This window comes from Thermomonospora sp. CIF 1 (assembly GCF_001896795.1).
Taxonomy (GTDB): Bacteria; Actinomycetota; Actinomycetes; order Streptosporangiales; family Streptosporangiaceae; genus Thermomonospora; species Thermomonospora curvata.
Window position 1 is genome coordinate 45977 of the sequence record NZ_MOYN02000016.1, and the last position, 15325, is coordinate 61301.

13 protein-coding genes are annotated in these 15325 nt (G+C 74.1%); 5 read left to right on the forward strand and 8 right to left on the reverse strand.

From position 1 onward, the window contains the following. Positions 1-40 precede the first annotated feature (40 nt). The 3 genes from BUE48_RS09865 (at position 41) to BUE48_RS09875 (ending at position 2213) form a co-directional block, all read left to right on the forward strand. Positions 41-679: a sigma-70 family RNA polymerase sigma factor gene (locus BUE48_RS09865; RefSeq protein WP_012852344.1), complete on the forward strand. Its 639-nt coding sequence runs from the start codon at positions 41-43 to the stop codon at positions 677-679. Further along, a complete protein-coding gene (locus tag BUE48_RS09870; protein ID WP_012852345.1) occupies positions 676-1425 on the forward strand; it encodes an anti-sigma factor family protein in 750 nt (249 codons plus the stop codon). The genes BUE48_RS09865 and BUE48_RS09870 overlap by 4 nt, the downstream gene beginning before the upstream one ends. A gap of 86 nt (positions 1426-1511) precedes the next feature. Next, positions 1512-2213, forward strand: a complete 702-nt coding sequence (locus BUE48_RS09875) for a hypothetical protein (RefSeq protein ID WP_286989689.1) — start codon at positions 1512-1514, stop codon at positions 2211-2213. 64 nt (positions 2214-2277) lie between these two features. On the opposite strand, the gene BUE48_RS09880 is transcribed toward BUE48_RS09875, so the two are convergent. The 6 genes from BUE48_RS09880 to BUE48_RS09905 form a co-directional block, all read right to left on the reverse strand. Next, positions 2278-4638, reverse strand: coding sequence for a GMC oxidoreductase (locus BUE48_RS09880; RefSeq protein ID WP_012852347.1), 2361 nt, complete (start codon positions 4636-4638; stop codon positions 2278-2280). Between the two features lie 2 nt (positions 4639-4640). Then, complete coding sequence (locus BUE48_RS09885; protein ID WP_012852348.1) at positions 4641-5735, reverse strand: alpha/beta fold hydrolase; 1095 nt, start codon at positions 5733-5735, stop codon at positions 4641-4643. A 206-nt stretch (positions 5736-5941) separates the two neighbouring features. Next, on the reverse strand, positions 5942-8812 hold the full coding sequence (locus BUE48_RS09890; RefSeq protein WP_286989690.1) for a helix-turn-helix transcriptional regulator: 2871 nt from the start codon (positions 8810-8812) through the stop codon (positions 5942-5944). 215 nt (positions 8813-9027) lie between these two features. Beyond that, on the reverse strand, positions 9028-9684 hold the full coding sequence (locus BUE48_RS09895; protein ID WP_286989691.1) for a LutC/YkgG family protein: 657 nt from the start codon (positions 9682-9684) through the stop codon (positions 9028-9030). Further along, positions 9681-11126, reverse strand: coding sequence for a LutB/LldF family L-lactate oxidation iron-sulfur protein (locus tag BUE48_RS09900; RefSeq protein WP_286989692.1), 1446 nt, complete (start codon positions 11124-11126; stop codon positions 9681-9683). The genes BUE48_RS09895 and BUE48_RS09900 overlap by 4 nt, the downstream gene beginning before the upstream one ends. Further along, on the reverse strand, positions 11123-11836 hold the full coding sequence (locus tag BUE48_RS09905) for a (Fe-S)-binding protein (protein WP_286989693.1): 714 nt from the start codon (positions 11834-11836) through the stop codon (positions 11123-11125). Before BUE48_RS09905 ends, BUE48_RS09900 begins: the two co-directional genes overlap by 4 nt. Positions 11837-12110: 274 nt before the next feature. Between BUE48_RS09905 and ggh the strand changes: the two genes are divergently transcribed. After that, entirely contained in the window at positions 12111-13481 is a 1371-nt protein-coding gene (gene ggh, locus BUE48_RS09910) for a glucosylglycerate hydrolase (RefSeq protein ID WP_012852353.1), read from the forward strand. A gap of 17 nt (positions 13482-13498) precedes the next feature. Here the strand turns inward: ggh and BUE48_RS09915 are convergent, their stop codons facing one another. Together BUE48_RS09915 and BUE48_RS09920 are read right to left on the reverse strand one after the other, a co-directional pair. Beyond that, the gene (locus tag BUE48_RS09915) at positions 13499-13813 is read right to left on the reverse strand and encodes a DUF2795 domain-containing protein (RefSeq protein ID WP_012852354.1); all 315 of its coding nucleotides are present in this window, start codon (positions 13811-13813) and stop codon (positions 13499-13501) included. Positions 13814-13964: 151 nt separating this feature from the next. Continuing rightward, positions 13965-14393, reverse strand: a complete 429-nt coding sequence (locus BUE48_RS09920; protein WP_012852355.1) for a hypothetical protein — start codon at positions 14391-14393, stop codon at positions 13965-13967. 181 nt (positions 14394-14574) lie between these two features. On the opposite strand from BUE48_RS09920, the gene BUE48_RS09925 reads away from it, so the two are divergent. After that, a complete protein-coding gene (locus BUE48_RS09925) occupies positions 14575-15324 on the forward strand; it encodes a GntR family transcriptional regulator (protein WP_012852356.1) in 750 nt (249 codons plus the stop codon). Position 15325 lies beyond the last annotated feature (1 nt).

Sequence of the window (15325 nt, forward strand, 5' to 3'; positions counted from 1 at the left end):
GGCACCGACAACGGCCCCGTCCCGCACCGGAGACCCACTCATGGCGCAACGAACCCCCGCGATCTCCTCGTCCGCCTCCTCCTCCAAGACCTCCGCACGGCCGCCGCGCGCCCGCGAGCGCGCCTCCGGCGGCCGCTGGAGCTGGTTCCGCGGCCCCCGCTCCGCGGCCGCGGTGGACGACCAGGTGATCGTGACCGAGCTGTACCGGGTGTACGGGCGGCCGCTGCTGTCGCTGGTGCTGCGGCTGACCGGCGGCGACCGGCACTGGGCCGAGGACGTGGTGCAGGAGACCATGATCCGCGCCTGGCGCAGCGCCCACCGGCTCGACGCCGAGGCCGCCTCGCTGCTGCCGTGGCTGGCCACCGTGGCCCGCCGGATCGTCATCGACGACCAGCGCCGCAAGAACGCCCGCCCCCAGGAGGCCGGGGAGGGACCACTGGAGAACCTGCACGCCCCCGACGGGTTGGAGGACCTGCTGCGTTCGGTAGTCGTCTCCGAGGCGCTGCGGTCGCTGTCCCCGGCGCACCGGGAGATCCTCAACGAGACGTTCTTTCGCGACCGGACGGTCAACGAGGCCGCCAAGGCGCTGGGCATCCCCGTGGGCACGGTCAAGTCCCGGGTCTACTACGCCCTGCGGGCGCTGCGGGTCGCCCTGGAGGAAAGAGGGGCGGCCCTGTGAGCCGGATCCGGCACACCGACGTCGGCGCCTACGCGCTGGGCCTGCTGGAGGAGCCGGACCGCCGCGCCTTCCAGGCGCACCTGGCCACCTGCGCCCGCTGCCATGCGGAACTGGCGGAGCTGCGCGGCGTCGCCGAGGCGCTGGACGGGGTGCCGCTGCTGGAGACCCTGCCGCAGACCCCCGCCACCGATGCGGCGATCGTCACCGACCTGGTGCGGCGCCGGGCCGAGCTGGCGCGGCGGCAACGCCGCTTGCGCGCGCTGCTCGGCGCCGCCGCGGGCATCGTCCTGCTGGCGGGCGGGGTCGGCACGGGCGTGGCCCTGGGCGGCGGCCCGACGGCCGAACGTCCCGGGAGCGCACAGGTGCCGGTGGCGGCGGCGCCCCCGCCGGCGGCCGACGGCGCCCAGGCGCTGCTGGCCGGGGAACGGCGCAAGGAGGCCACCGACTCCGGCAGTGGGGTCAAGGCGGTGGTCGCCTGGGAGCCCCGCCAGTGGGGGGCGCGGGTCGCGCTGCGGCTGGGCGGGGTCCGCGGGCCGCTGCGGTGCGAGCTGCTGGCGGTCGGCTCAGGAGGGCGGGCCGAGGTGGCCGTCGGCTGGTCCGTGCCGCCCAAGGGGTACGGGGTGCCCGGCTCCCCGGAGCCGCTGACGGTCCAGGGCGGGGTGGCCATGCGCCCCGCCGAGATCGAGCGCTTTGAGGTCCGCACCGACGACGGCCGCACGCTGCTGACCGTCCCGCTCCGCGATTAATAATCTACATTGTAAAGGCGTTGGGCGGTCGGGGGCGCCCGACGCCGCCTTCCGCCGCGCGGCGCCGAGGCAAGTAGCCTGTGCCGGTGCGAACCGAACGCGATGGCAGGACCGGGCCCGCCCTTGCGCTGCCGGCGCTGCACGAGGTGTACCGGGCATACGTGCGGGCGGCCGATGAACTGCCCGGCCTGCCCGATCCGCTGCGCGCCGAGCTGTGGACCTCGGCCCAGCTGGGCGCGCTGGAGGCGGCCGCTCCGCACCGGGCCGGGCACCGGATGGCCATGGGGGATCTGATCGTCGAACTGCACCGGGCCGCCACCGCCGGGACGCGGGCGTTCCTGCGGGCGATCGCCGCGATCGGCCCGCAGTGGGCGCGCCGCGCGGCCGGCCGGGCCGCCGCGGCCCTGCCGGGCCTGCCGCTTCCGCCGTGGGCCGAGGCGCTCGGCAAGGTCGCCCCGGGGCCCATCTGGCTCATCCAGGAAGGCCCGCTGGACGGCGATCGCCTGGTGTGCGAGTTCCGCTACGACCCGGAACGCTCCGGCCCCCACCACGCCCTGGCCGTGCGGCTGCAGCAGGGCGAGCCGAGCGAGATCGTCGTGATCGGGGACGTGCCGGGCCTGCTGGCCGAGGCCCGCAAGGCGGCGCAGGCCGAGCTGTGCCTCCTGCAGCCGCTCACCCGGCAGGCGGCGGCCGCGCGGCTGACCGCGGCCCTGGAGGAGGAGCGGCGCCCGCCCGGCGACTGCTATCCGGCGCTGGCCCTGGCCCGCCACCGCGCCCGGTTGCTGTGAAAAACGGGTGGGGCGCGAAGGCACCCCGCAGTTCCTTCGCGCCCCACGATCAGGGGACCGGGCATCACCGGTCCGGTCCGTACACCTCCCACAGTTCGCCGGCGAAGAAACGGCCGAAGCGGACCAGCGCGGCCAGCCCGCCGGGGCCGCTGGTGCGGAAGGTGGTCAGCTGCTCGGCGAAGTCGGCCGGCCGGATGCGCAGCACGCCCGCGCCCACCACAGGAGCCGTCTCCTCCTGCCCTTCGTCCACATGCCCCTGCAGGATCCGCGCATACAGGGTGGAGGTGTCGGCCCAGATCCGGGTGGGCGGGCCCGGCCGGACGTCCTTCCAGCCCACCAGGGTCAGCGGACGGTCCCGGTCGTCGGTGAAGTGCAGCCGGTAGCGCATCGTCCGCCGGTCCGGGTCGCCGGTGGCCAGGAACAGGTTGAAATGCCCCCGCGTCACCGGCCGGCGGCCGCCCAGCGCCGGGGATTCGATCCAGCCCGTCGCCTCGGCCAGATGCTCCGGCTCGGCCAGGAACCGGTCCACGTCGGCGGCGGTGATGGTCAGCCGGAAGGCCAGCGGCCGGCGGCCGTCCCCCCGCTCGCCGGCGCGCGGGTCGGCCGTCCCCGGCGTCCAGGACCCTTTCATCTCCTCGGTGAACGACAGGGACGTGGCGCCCGCCCGCGGCGGCCCGGCGGGTGACCCGGCGCCCGTCGAGCCGGTCGCGGCCCCCGTCGCGACCGGCCCGGCCCCCGTTTCGAGCAGTCGGGTGCACATCCGGTCGGCCAACGCCGCGATGGTCAGCGCGGGATTGGCGCCCACCGGCCCGGGCAGTGCGGCGCCGTCGGCGATGTACAGGCCCGGATGCCCGAACACCTGCCCGTACGGGTCGCACACCCCCTCGCCCGGGTGCCGTCCCATCGGCGCGCCGCCCAGCGGGTGGACGGTGATGACCCGCTTGCGGAACCAGATGGGGTTGTCGGCGTAGTCGGCGCCCAGCACGTCGGCGATCCGCTGCATGATCTTGCGGAGCCGCTCGAAGTGCACCTCGCTGGTCTTGGCGGTCCAGGTGGCCTCCAGCCGGTCGCCGCGCAGCCGCAGCACTCCGTCCGGGGTGTCGCGGCCCATGCCCAGCAGCGGCAGCGAGCTGATCGACAGCGCCCCGTCCCCGATCAGCTCGCTCAGCTCGGCCGACAGGTTGGTGTCGGGAGCACCCGAGAAGAAGTCGACGAACCGCTCCCACAGGAAGCGCACCGCGCGGGCGATCTGGTCGCCGAAGTCGGCGCCCTCGACCATCCAGTTGACGAAGTCGGGGTAGCCGCCGTCCTCGATGTAGGCGCCGCGCAGGCCGCGGGCGGCCGGATCGCCGTCGGCCTCGTCGGGCAGCCGGATCGCGCTGGTGATCACCGTGCCGCGGCTGGCGTCCAGCAGCCGCACCCGGTCGCGGTCCTTGGCGCGGGTCAGGAAGGTCAGCAGGTCGCCGTTGCCGCAGAACCGGGTGCCCAGCGCCGGGCTCAGCCCCGGCAGATTCTCCCGCGAGCGCAGCAGCAGGTAGGTGGTGCCGTAGGTGCCGGCGGCCAGGATCAGGCGGTCGCAGCCGATGGTGTGGGGCTTGGTGCGGCGGGCCTTGACGGCGGGGTCGTGGCGGACGTAGTCGACCTCATAGCCGCCGCCCGGCCGCGGTCGGATCGCGGTGACCTCGCAGCAGGTGCGCAGGTCGGCCCCGTGGTGGCGGGCCGCCGACAGGTAGGTGAAGTCCAGGCTGTTCTTGGCGCCGTCGTTGCAGCCGATGTCGCACTCGGCGCACAGCCGGCAGGTGCGGCGCGGCGCCCCGTGCAGGTTGCCGTACTCCGGTTCGACGATCGGCAGCCCGATGCCCGGCTCGGCGCCGGGGGAGGGGGCGAAGCTGACCGCCAGCGGCGGCAGGAACCAGTCCAGCCCCAGCTCGGCCGCGGCGTCCTGCATGGCGTGGGTCTTGGGGGTGTCGGCGTAGGCCGGGTGGTGGAGCGGGTAGGGGGTGGCCCCCAGCATCCGCTCGACCGCGTCGTAGTGGGGGTCCAGCTCGGCCCGGGAGACCGGCCAGGGCTCATAGCCGCCGCCTGGGGTGCGGCGCTCGTGGATGAACCAGCGTTCGTCCTTGCGCAGCAGCACGTTGGCGTAGATCAGGGAGCCGCCGCCCAGCCCGCTGGAGACCACCGAGTCGCAGCCGGCGAAGCTCCACACGTCGTACATGCCGTACAGGCCCTCGCGCGGGTCCCAGAAGGCCCGGCTCATCTCGGCGGGGGAACGGGGGAAGCTGCCGGGCGGGAACGGCTGGCCCCGCTCCAGCAGCACCACCGACCGGCCCGCCTCGGCCAGCCGGTAGGCGGCCACCGATCCGCCGAAGCCGGAGCCGACGACCACGGCGTCGACGTGCTCGCTCACCTTCACCTCGGTCGCCATCGTCAGGCCGCCTTCCGCTTGAGGAAGTCGGCGATCTTGGGGAAGACGTCGACGTGGGCGTTCTTGCCCAAGAACGGGTCCATGTGGCCGTAGCCGGGCAGCATGTCCAGCTCGTGCAGGCCCGGGGCGGCATCGTCCAGCACGGAGTGGCAGACGATGTTGGAGTCGGCGAAGACCTTGTTGCGGTCGCCGGTCAGCAGCAGCACCGGGGTGCGGACATCGGCGGCGTAGGCCAGGTAGTCGTCCGGCAGGACGGCCATGCTCCGGTCGCTTCGGTCGTATTTGACCGCCCTGCCGGCCTTCACCATCTTGTGGACGTGCCGGTAGTAGTGCACGCCGACGCCCCCGCAAAGGTCGGCGATGCGACGGTGGGTGGCATCGTCCAGGTTGTGGTGCCCATAGAGCGCCGGTTTGCCGCTGCCCCACATGAAGCTGAGCATGTGGCAGGGGCGCACGTCGCACTCGTTGTGGAACAGCGACGTCACCCGCGACAGCATCCAGCCCCGGGTCAGCACCGGCGCGTCGCCGAACCGGGGGTCCAGGAAGGACAGGCCCAGCACGTACTCGGACAGGGCCGGTCCGTAGGCCAGCTTGTAGCGGGACCACCGCGGCACCCGCGGGGTCAGCGCCACGCTGTTGCAGACCACGCTGGCGATGTCGTTCACGACGCCCCCGTACAGGCTCATCATGAACGTCACCGACCCCAGGCAGTGCGCGATCACGTGCACCCGCCGGTCGCCGATGTGCCGGCGCAGCTCGGCCATCGCGGCCGGGTGGTCGTAGCGGGCGCAGTGGTCCAGGGTGAACCGGTGAGTCTCCAGGTTGTAGGTGAACCGGTTGCTCATCCGGAAGTCGAGCGCCCACACGTCGGTGAAGCCCTCATCCAGCAGGTGGGTCACCAGGTTGCGGTGCTCGGGCATGATGAACATGTCGCTGGAGAGGGTCAGCCCGTGGATCACCAGCACGACGTCGTCGCAGTCGGCTCGGTGGAAACGGGTCAGGCTCAGGCCCAGCCCGTCCTCGGTCGTGAAGGGGTGCACGGAGATGTGCGCGTCCTTCACGCCCGCGTATGTGAAACGCGGGATGGGGCTGTTCATGGGCATCCTCCAGGGGGCGTGCCCGGCGGGGTGTGAGACCGGGCGACGGATCGACTATCTCGTCCCGGGCGTGCGTGCCGCATCGTGGCAAACCCTGACTTGTCCGGGCGGATGCCACGGATACGTACGCCGCCCTTCCCGTAGGCACGGGGGATCAGGGTAGGGCTTTGGGAACCGCGGCTTTGGGACCTCGGCGAAAGCCGGGGTCACTCGGAGGTGAAGCCCTCCAATTTGCTGAGGGCGCTGACCATGGCGACCCGGGAGCCGACGCCGAGCTTGGCGAAGATGTTCGACAGGTGGGTCTCCACGGTGCGGATGCTCAAAAACAGCCGCTCGGCGATCTGCTGGTTGGTGCAGCCCTCCATCACCAGGCGGGCCACCTCCAGCTCCCGGGGGGACAGCCCGCCGGGACCGCTGCCGCGCCCGCCGCCGGAGGGCACCCGTATCCCGCTCCGCCGCTGCTCGCGCAGGGCCAGGGCGTGCAGCGGGCGGGCGCCGGCGCGGCGGAAGATCTCGGCGGCGGCGCGCAGCTGCTCCCGGGCCTTGGCGCGGTCGCCGGCGTCGGCGTGGGCGGTGCCGGCGCGCAGGCGGGCGCGTCCGGCGTCCAGCAGGTGCCCGGCGTCCTGCAGCACCTCGGCGGCCCGGTGGGCGTGCTCGGCGGCGGCGGCCGGGTCGGTGGGGCGCAGCGCGTGCGCGCGGGCCAGGTCGGCCAGCGCCAGGTTGGTCTCCAGTTGCGGGTGGGCGGTCTGGGCGGTCAGCTCGGCCCAGCGGGCGGCCTCGGCGGCCGCGCCTTGGGCGGCGGCCAGGTCGGCCAGCGTCTCGCAGGCCCGCAGCCGGGTGCTCTGGTCGAGGGCGGCGGTGTCCTCGCTGTCGGTGCACACCTCGCGCAGCAGCTCGGCGCCGGCGGCGGTGTCCCCGCGGGACACCAGGGCCATGGCCTGGGCGTAGCGGGCCTGCCGGCTCCACCATTCGCTGCTGGTGCCGCTGACGCGCACCGCCTCCCGCCCCCAGGCCAGGGCGTCCTCCTCGTCCCCGGTCCAGGCGGCGATCAGGCAGCGCTGGGTGAGGGCGAAGACCGTCAGCTGGTCGGAGCGCAGCATGTCGGCGACGGCGGCGGCCTCCTCGGCGGCGGTGGCGGCCTCGGCCAGCCGGCCCACCATGGTGTAGGCGCGGGCCTGCCCGGCCAGCGCGGTGGGCACGATGTAGCTCTGCCCGGTGGAGCGCGCCACCTTCAGGACCCGGTCGAAGCGGGCCAGCGCGTCGCGGTGGCGGCCGATGAACAGCTCCGTCCAGCACAGCCAGGTGACGGCGTCCAGCCATTCGGCCAGGTGCTCATCGGGGGCGGCGGCGGTGACGCGGTCGGCGTGCGCGATGTGGCGCAGGGCGTCGTCGATGAGGTCGCCCGCGTAGGCGGGCATCGGGCGCAGCGCCGCCACCGCCACCGTCAAACTGGGCTCCCAGTCCTCGGCGGTGTCGGGCACCAGGTCCAGCACGGCCTGGGCGGCGCGGAAGTCGCCGCGCATCAGGCTCTCGGCCACCAGGCGCAGCCGCAGCATCACCGCCGGGGCCGAGCGGGGGTCGGGCATGGCACGCAGCTCGGCCAGCAGGATGCCGCGGGCCTCCTGGGGGCGGCCCAGCAGCCGCTCCATCATGGCGCACAGCCGGGTGGCGCGGGCCCGCAGCGGCAGCGCGTCGGGCGGCAGCAGCTGCAGCACCTGGCGGGCGGTCTGCCGGCCCTCGGCCAGCTGGCCGCTGACGGCCTGCATCTTGGCCAGCTCGCCGAGCAGCATCAGGCGCCGCTCGTCGCTGTCGGGCATCAGTTTCAAGGCGGCCTTGAGCCAGTGCGCGGCGGTGCCGGGCGCGTGCGGGGCCACCGTGCGGGCGGCCTCGATCAAGGTGGCGATGGCCTCGGGGTCGCCGAAGCGGCCCGAGCGTTCCACGTGGCGGGCCCGCACCGTCGCCGGCACGCCCAGGCGGGCCAGGTGGTCGGCGACGCGGGCGTGCACGCCCACCCGCCAGCCGGCCGCCGCCGACTCGTAGGTGGCGTGCCGCACCAGCGGGTGGCGGAAGCGGAACCGGCCGCCGGGGGCCGGGCGCACCACGTCGCGGGCGGCCAGCTCGTCCACCGCCCGCAGGGCGGTGCTCTCGGGCACCTCGGCGGCGGCCGCCGCCAGCGCCGGTTCGAACTCGTCGGCGGCCACCGCCGCCGCCTGCGCCACCAGCAGCGCCTGCGCCGGCAGCCCGCTCAGCTCGGCCTGCAGCGCCGCCTGCACCGTCGGCGGCAGCTCGCCGGAGGCCGGCAGCGCCCCGTCGGGGGCGTGGGCGCCGACCGTCTCGGCGGGGCCGCCGTCCATGCGGGCCAGCGCCTCCAGGTAGAAGGGGTTGCCGCCGCTGGCGGCATACAGCGCCGCCCGCCGGGCGGCGCTGACGTGCGGTCCGAGGAACTCGGCGGCCTCCGCCTCGCTCAGCGGCCCCACCGGGACGCGCACCCCGTGCCCGGCGGCGGTCTCCACCAGCGTGGCCAGCCGGGGCGCGGCCTGGGCGGGCCGGTAGGCCACCGCCACCAGCACCCGCGCCCGCGGCGGGTGGCGCACCAGGTGGTCCAGCAGCTCGATGGAGGCGTCGTCGGCCCAGTGCACATCGTCGAGGATCACCACCAGCCCACCGGGGCCGGCCAGCTCCTCCAGCAGCCGCCGTATCGTCCGGTGCAGCCGGTAGCGGGCCAGGCCGGTCAGGTCGGCCAGGTCCGCCTCGCCCGCCGGGGACGTCGCCAGGGACATCGCCGGGAACACCGTCCCCAGCAGCCGCATCGCCCCCGCGCCGAGGTCGGGCCGGTGCTCTTCCAGATGGTCGTCCAGGGCGTCGATGACCGCCCCGAACGGCATGTCCTGTTCGAACTCGGCCGCCCGGCCGGCCAGCGCGGGCAGCTTGCGGGCCCGTGCCGCCTCCGCCAGTTCCATCAGCAGCCGGGTCTTGCCGGCCCCCGGTTCGCCTTCCATGGCCACGAACCGGAACGCGCCGCCTGCCGTGGCGTCCAGCGCCTGATCGAGGGTACGCAGAATGTCACGCCGTCCCACCAGCGGCGTGAGCCCGGAAGGGCCGGAATGTCGGCCCTGATTCCGGTTCGCACGACCTCTCACTGTCCACACCCCAATGCGACAGGCGGTCGATACGCCATGATTATGCGTCGGCCCGCAACCCGTGAGGATTTGATCGTCACATTACCGATGGACGGGCCACCGCACCGTTCACTCGCCGCCAACGGTAGATCGCTGGGGGTGCGCGACTTGTGTCACACGACACGGCCTCCCGCCGGTTCGGGTGCGACCAGGAAGACCTCCAGGACGCGGGGGCCGTGCACGCCCTCGACCCGGTTCAGCTCGATGTCGCTGGTGGCCGACGGCCCGGAGACGAACGTCAGGGGCCGGGCCGGGTCCAGCCGCTCCAGCGCCTCGGGGACGTCGGCGACGACCTGATCGGCGGTGACCACGATCAGGTGGCGGTCGGGGACGAGGCTGAGGGCGCGCCGCCCCTGCCGCGGCCCGTGGTCCAGCACGATCGTGCCGGTCTCGGCGATGGCCACCGCGCAGCCGGTGAGGACGCCGTCCAGGGCGTCCAGCTCCGCTGTGTCCGGGTCGGGGACCAGGCGGCCGGAGGGGATGGCGCCGAGCCACGCCGCGGGCAGGTCGGCGGGGATCGCGTAGCGGGAGCCGGTCAGCGCCGCATCGAGCGCCCCGGGCAGGCCGGCCGCCGTAACGCGGTGGACGGTGGCCCGGTAGTGGGCGACGCGTTCGGCGAACAGCTCCAGCACTCCTTCGTCGTGGTGCCGGCGCAGGTAGGGACGCTCGATGCCGGCGTAGTCCCGTTCGGCCGGCACCTTGCGCGCCCCGAGGGCTCGTTCGATCCTGCCGAGGATCTCGGCGCGTGCATCGCCTGCCGGCCCGGTCATCGGGAGCCTCCGTCGGTGCGCTTCCACCAGGTGCGGAACGACTCGGCGGGGGGAGCCGGCGCGTCCCGGGCCTCGGTCCAGGCCCGCAGCGGGCCGGGCAGGCGGCGGATCCGGCCGCGCCGCGCCAGCAGGCGGCCGGCGGACGCGGCGCGCTGGGCCAGGGCCAGGCGGCGGGGGGAGCGCAGCGTCCACGCCGCGGCCGTCATCGCGGCGTCGGCCAGCCGGTGGCGGGGCCCCTCCGCCACGGCCTTGGCGCGCAGGTGGACCAGCACCTCGGGAATGTCGATCGCCACCGGGCAGACCTCCAGGCACGCCCCGCACAAAGAAGAGGCGTACGGCAGGGAGGCGTCCACCGGTGAGCCGATCCCGCGGATCTGCGGGGACAGGATCGCCCCGATCGGCCCCGGGTAGGGGGAGCCGTAGGCGTGGCCGCCGGCGCGGGCGTAGACCGGGCACACGTTCAGGCAGGCCGAGCAGCGGATGCAGCGCAGCGCCTGGCGTCCGACCGGGTCGGCCAGCGTGGCGGTGCGGCCGTTGTCCAGCAGCACCAGGTGGAACTCGCGCGGCCCGTCGCCGGGGGTGACGCCGGTCCAGGTGCTGGTGTAGGGGTTCATCCGCTCGGCGGTGGAGGAGCGGGGCAGCAGCTGCAGGAACACCTCCAGATCCCGCCAGGTCGGCAGTACCTTCTCGATGCCCATCACCGAGATCAGCGTCTGCGGCAGCGTCAGGCACATCCGGCCGTTGCCTTCTGACTCCAGCACCACCAGCGTCCCGGTCTCGGCGATGGCGAAGTTGACGCCGCTGACGGCGACCTTGGCCGACAGGAACTTGGCGCGCAGGTGCCGGCGGGCGGCCTCGGCCAGCTCGGCGGGGTCGTCGGACAGGCCGGCGGGCGCGTCCGGCATGCGGCGGCGGAAGATGTCGCGGATCTCGCCGCGGTTGCGGTGGATGGCCGGGACCAGGATGTGGGAGGGACGGTCCTCGCCCAGCTGCACGATCAGCTCGGCCAGGTCGGTCTCATGGGCGGCGATGCCCGCCTCGGCCAGGGCCTCGTTCAGCCCGATCTCCTGGGTGGCCATCGACTTGACCTTGACGACCTCGGTGTGCCCGGTGGCGCGCACCAGCTCGGTGACGATCCGGTTGGCCTCGGCGGCGTCGCGGGCCCAGTGCACCCTGCCGCCGGCCGCGGTGACCCGCTCCTCCAGCATCCGCAGGTAGTGGTCCAGGTGGCGCAGGGTGTGGTCCTTGATGCGCCGGGCGGTCTCGCGCAGCTCTGCCCAGTCGGCCAGCTCGGCGACGGCGGCCTGGCGGCGCCGGCGGATGGTGCCGGTGGCGTGGGCGAGGTTGCCGCGCAGCCGGGCGTCGGCGACGGCGTCTTCGGCGGCCTTGGGGAAGGACGGCATGCCCAGGTAGGTCGGCATGCTCCCGGGCGGCCTGCTCATGAGGGCTCCTCTGGTGCGGAGGCGAGGATCTCGGCCAGGTGGACGGTTCGTATCGGCGGGCCGGTGCGCGTCAGCGTCCCGCCGATGTGCATCAGGCAGGAGTTGTCGAGCGCGCACACCACCTCCGCGCCGCAGGCGCGGACGGCGGCGGCCTTGTCGGCGCCCATGGCCGCCGACACCGCGGCGTTCTTCAGCGCGAAGGTCCCGCCGAAGCCGCAGCACTCGGCGGCGTTCTCCGGTTCGACCAGTTCCAGGTCGCGCACCGCGCGCAGCAGCCGCAGCGGACGGTCGCCGACCTTCAGCATGCGCAGCGAGTGGCAGGTGGGGTGGTAGGCCACCCGGTGCGGGAAACGCGCGCCCACGTCGGTGACGCCGAGCACGTCCACCAGGAATTCGGTCAGCTCATAGACCTTGGGGACGGCGGGGGCGTCCGTGGCGAGCAGCCGGGGATGCCAGTCGCGCACCATCGCCGCGCACGAGGCCGACGGCGTCACCACCGCCTCATGGCCGGCGAAGGCGTCGGCGAAGCCGCGCGCCAGGGCCGCGGCCTGCTCGCGGTAGCCGGTGTTGAGGTGCATCTGGCCGCAGCAGGTCTGGGCGGCCGGGAAGTCCACCCGGCAGCCCAGTCGTCGCAGCAGCCGCACGACCGCCTTGCCGGTGCCGGGGAACAGCGTGTCGTTGAGGCAGGTGACGAACAGCGCGATCCGCATGCGGCTCATCTTCCCGGACGTGCGGCGGGCGCGCGGCGGGCGGGCCGCGTCCCGCCGGCGGCCGATGTGTTACGCGAATGTTTCGTCGCGGTCACATGCACTTGTTGCATCGGAACGCCGCCCCCGGGAACCCTATGGACGTATAAGGTCTAGAGACATACCTTCTAGCACCTGGGACGACCATGAGCATGGGACCTTTTCCGGCGGCCGCTCCGCCCGCGCCACGGCCCGGCGGGGCGCACGGCGGGAAGGGCCCGGCTGGGGAAGGTTCACAGTGAGCGCGACGCACCCCATATCGGCGCCCGCCGCGAAACTGACGCGCAGCCAGACCGCCGCACGGGCGGCCTACGTCCTGGCCGGCAACGACCGAGGGCGGCTGACGGTCGCCGCGCCTCACCTGTACCCCCACATGTGGAGCTGGGACGCCGCGTTCATCGCCATGGGCCTGGCCCGGGTGTCCACCCGGCGCGCGCTGACCGAGCTGGAGACGCTGCTGTCGGCGCAGTGGCGCACCGGCATGGTGCCGCACATCGTCTTCACCGACGATGAGACCGGCTATGAGCCCGGCCCGCGGCGCTGGGCCTGCCGGGAGGTCTGCCCGGACGCCCCCGGGCACGTGGCCACCAGCGGGCTGATCCAGCCCCCGGTGCACGGCGTGGCGGTCCGCCGCATCCTGGACGCCGCCCGCATCGCCGCGGCCGGCGAGCGCCAGGAGGTCGTCGAGCGGATCAGGGCGATGTGGCCGGCGCTGCTGGCCTGGCACCGCTACCTGGCCACCCGCCGCGACCCCGAGGAGCGCGGGCTGGTGACCATCTACCACGGCTGGGAGAGCGGGCTGGACAACTCCCCCCGCTGGGACGCCCCGTACGCGGCGGTGATCCCGGCGCCGGGGTTCGTCCCGTTCCGCCGGGCCGACCTGCACGCCCTCAGCGCCCTGGGCGGGGCCGCCGCGCAGCGCCCCTCCGACGCCGACTACACCAAGTACCAGTGGCTGGTGGAGGAGCTGCGCCGGGCGCGCTATGACGACGAGCGGGCGCACCGCACGCTGAGCTTCCGCATGGGCGATGTGCTGACCAGCGCGCTGTTCGTGGCCGCCAACGAGGAGCTGGCCACCGTCGCCGACGAGCTGGGCCTGCCCGGGGCCGATGAGCTGATCGGGTATGCCGACCGGTTCCGCCGCGGTGTGCTGGGGACCTGCGACGAGAGCGGGTTCGCCGCCGATGTGGACCTGCGCGACGGGACGGTGGTGCGCACGCCGACCATCGCCGGGTTCGCCCCGCTGGTGTCCGGCGGGCTGGATGCGGCCCGCCGGCGCGCCCTGGTGGAGAGGCTGATGTCGGCCGACTGGTGCGGGCACCCGGGCTTCGTGCACGCCCTGCCGCCCAGCACCAGCCCCGCCTCCCCGGACTTCGACCCGGTGCGCTACTGGCGGGGCCCGCAGTGGCCGCCGATGACCTGGCTGCTGATCTGGGGCTTGGAACGCTCCGGTGAGCAGGAGGCCGCGCACATGCTCCGCGAGGCCGCCATCGACCAGCTCGCCGACGGCCTGTTCGCCGAGTACTACCACCCCTTCACCGGCGAGCCGCTGGGCGCCCGCGCCCAGTCGTGGACCGCGGCCGTCGCCTTGGACCTGCTGGCCACCTGAGGCGGCCGGGCACCCGGTCAGGGCCTGCGGCGCAGTTCGTCTTCGATCGGCGACGGCCGTGCGGGACGCTCGTGCTCGGCCAGCCCCGGCTTGGCGCGGCGGCGCTGGGCGGTGCGCTCGGTCTCCGAGCGTCCCGGGGCCGGGTCCAGCGGCACCGACCGCAGCACCTCCCGCAGGCTGGCGTACTCGCCCCGGGGCAGCGCCGACAGCGCCTGATCGGCGTCGCGTCCCACGCCCCGCCGCCGGGCGTGCTCGACGATCTGCTCCTTGGCCGCCGGGAAGTCCAGGTCGTTCAGCGCGCTTTTGATACCGCCGGTGTCGTGCAGCTTCATGGGTCCCCCTCTTTTTTGGCCGACCGTGCCCGGATCGGCGCCGTTCACACGGGACCTTGTGCGGCGGCGGTTCCGTTCGCCCGGTGCGGCTCGCCCGCCGTGGGCGGCCGCGGGCCCGGCGTGCTGGAGGAGGCCCGCGCAGGAGGGACGCTCAGCGCCCGTCGAGGAGGAAGCGCCCGGGGTCCGGGTCGGCCAGGCCCAGCGCCACGGCCTCCGGCGGCGGGATCTCGCCGGGCTTGCCGGTCACCGCCTTGACCAGCGCGTCCATGCGGCCCCACGCCCACGGCGGGCAGCCGGCCTCCAGCCAGTCGACCGTTCCGGTCGCCGGGTTCAGCCGGCCCCGGGCGATCAGCCCGTGGTACAGGTAGCCGAGCTTGGCCACGCCGACCGTGACCCGGTGCACCAGCCCTACCGCATCGATCGGCGCCTCCAGCAGCGCCTCTCCCAGATGCCGCATCGCCCGCAGCCGGTCGTCGCAGACCCCGCAGGCTCCCACCCGGCGGCGATCGTCGTGATCGACGACCACCGTCCACGAAAACAGCGAAGGGCGCTGGAAAGTCTGCCGGCCCAGGGTGATCATCCCCCTTTGGTCGGTCTACGGTAGGTCTAAGGTAGACCTACCAAGAAACGGCCGTCCATGGAATCGCGCAACTTCTCCGAAACTGCGGTATTCGGGACAGCCGGGATTGATCAATGGTCGGGTTATGGTTGTTGTAAAGAGCCCTGCCCCGCCATGCCCGAGCTTGGGAGGTCACGTCCCAATGCCGAGACCACCCGCCAAGGCGCAGGCGATCGCCAGCGTGCTGGCCGCCCGGATCATCGAGGGCGAACTGGAGCCCGGCTCCTGGCTGCCGTCCGAACGCGAACTGGCCGGGGAGTTCGCCGCCGACCGCTCCACGGTGCGCCGGGCCGTGCGCATGCTGGCCGACCAAGGCCTGGCGGTGGTGCACCCGGGGACCGGCACCCAGGTCCGCCCCACCGGGCCGGTGCGGCGCACGGCCAGCGACATCACCCGCCAGGTGGGCCGCTGGCGGGGTTTTCACGTCTCGGCCAGCAACGAGGGCCGCGAGCCGTTCACCCACACCACCGTCGAGGAGGTCACCGCCGACGCCACCTTGGCGCGGTGGCTGGCCGTCCCGGTCGGCACCCCTTTGCTGCAGCGCGCCCGCGTGCAGGGCACGGTGGGGGAGCCGCCGGTGCAGACCGCCACCACCTGGGTGATCATGGACGTGGTGGAGCGGCTCCCGGTGCTGCGCCGGGTGGACACCGGACCGGGCGGGCTGTACTCCCGGCTGGAGGAACTCGGCTACCGGCTGCTGTTCGAGGAGACCGTCACCTGCCGGCTGCCGCGTCCCGACGAGTGCGAGGTGCTGCAGATCTCCGCCGATCAGCCGGTGCTGACGCTGTGGCGGCGCGGCTACGACGCCGACGGCCGCATCGTGGAGGTCACCCACCGGGTGGTGGTGGGCGACCGGCACGAACTCGTCTACCGCTATGGATCGGGAGGGTGAC

Excerpts from the sequence above, each read along its gene's own strand:
- BUE48_RS09865 (WP_012852344.1), top strand. The coding sequence starts at position 41 with ATGGCGCAACGAACCCCCGCGATCTCCTCGTCCGCCTCCTCCTCCAAG.
- BUE48_RS09880 (WP_012852347.1), bottom strand. The coding sequence starts at position 4,638 with ATGGCGACCGAGGTGAAGGTGAGCGAGCACGTCGACGCCGTGGTCGTC.
- BUE48_RS09885 (WP_012852348.1), bottom strand. The coding sequence starts at position 5,735 with ATGAACAGCCCCATCCCGCGTTTCACATACGCGGGCGTGAAGGACGCG.
- BUE48_RS09895 (WP_286989691.1), bottom strand. The coding sequence starts at position 9,684 with ATGACCGGGCCGGCAGGCGATGCACGCGCCGAGATCCTCGGCAGGATC.
- BUE48_RS09900 (WP_286989692.1), bottom strand. The coding sequence starts at position 11,126 with ATGAGCAGGCCGCCCGGGAGCATGCCGACCTACCTGGGCATGCCGTCC.
- BUE48_RS09905 (WP_286989693.1), bottom strand. The coding sequence starts at position 11,836 with ATGCGGATCGCGCTGTTCGTCACCTGCCTCAACGACACGCTGTTCCCC.
- BUE48_RS09915 (WP_012852354.1), bottom strand. The coding sequence starts at position 13,813 with ATGAAGCTGCACGACACCGGCGGTATCAAAAGCGCGCTGAACGACCTG.
- BUE48_RS09920 (WP_012852355.1), bottom strand. The coding sequence starts at position 14,393 with ATGATCACCCTGGGCCGGCAGACTTTCCAGCGCCCTTCGCTGTTTTCG.
- BUE48_RS09925 (WP_012852356.1), top strand. The coding sequence starts at position 14,575 with ATGCCGAGACCACCCGCCAAGGCGCAGGCGATCGCCAGCGTGCTGGCC.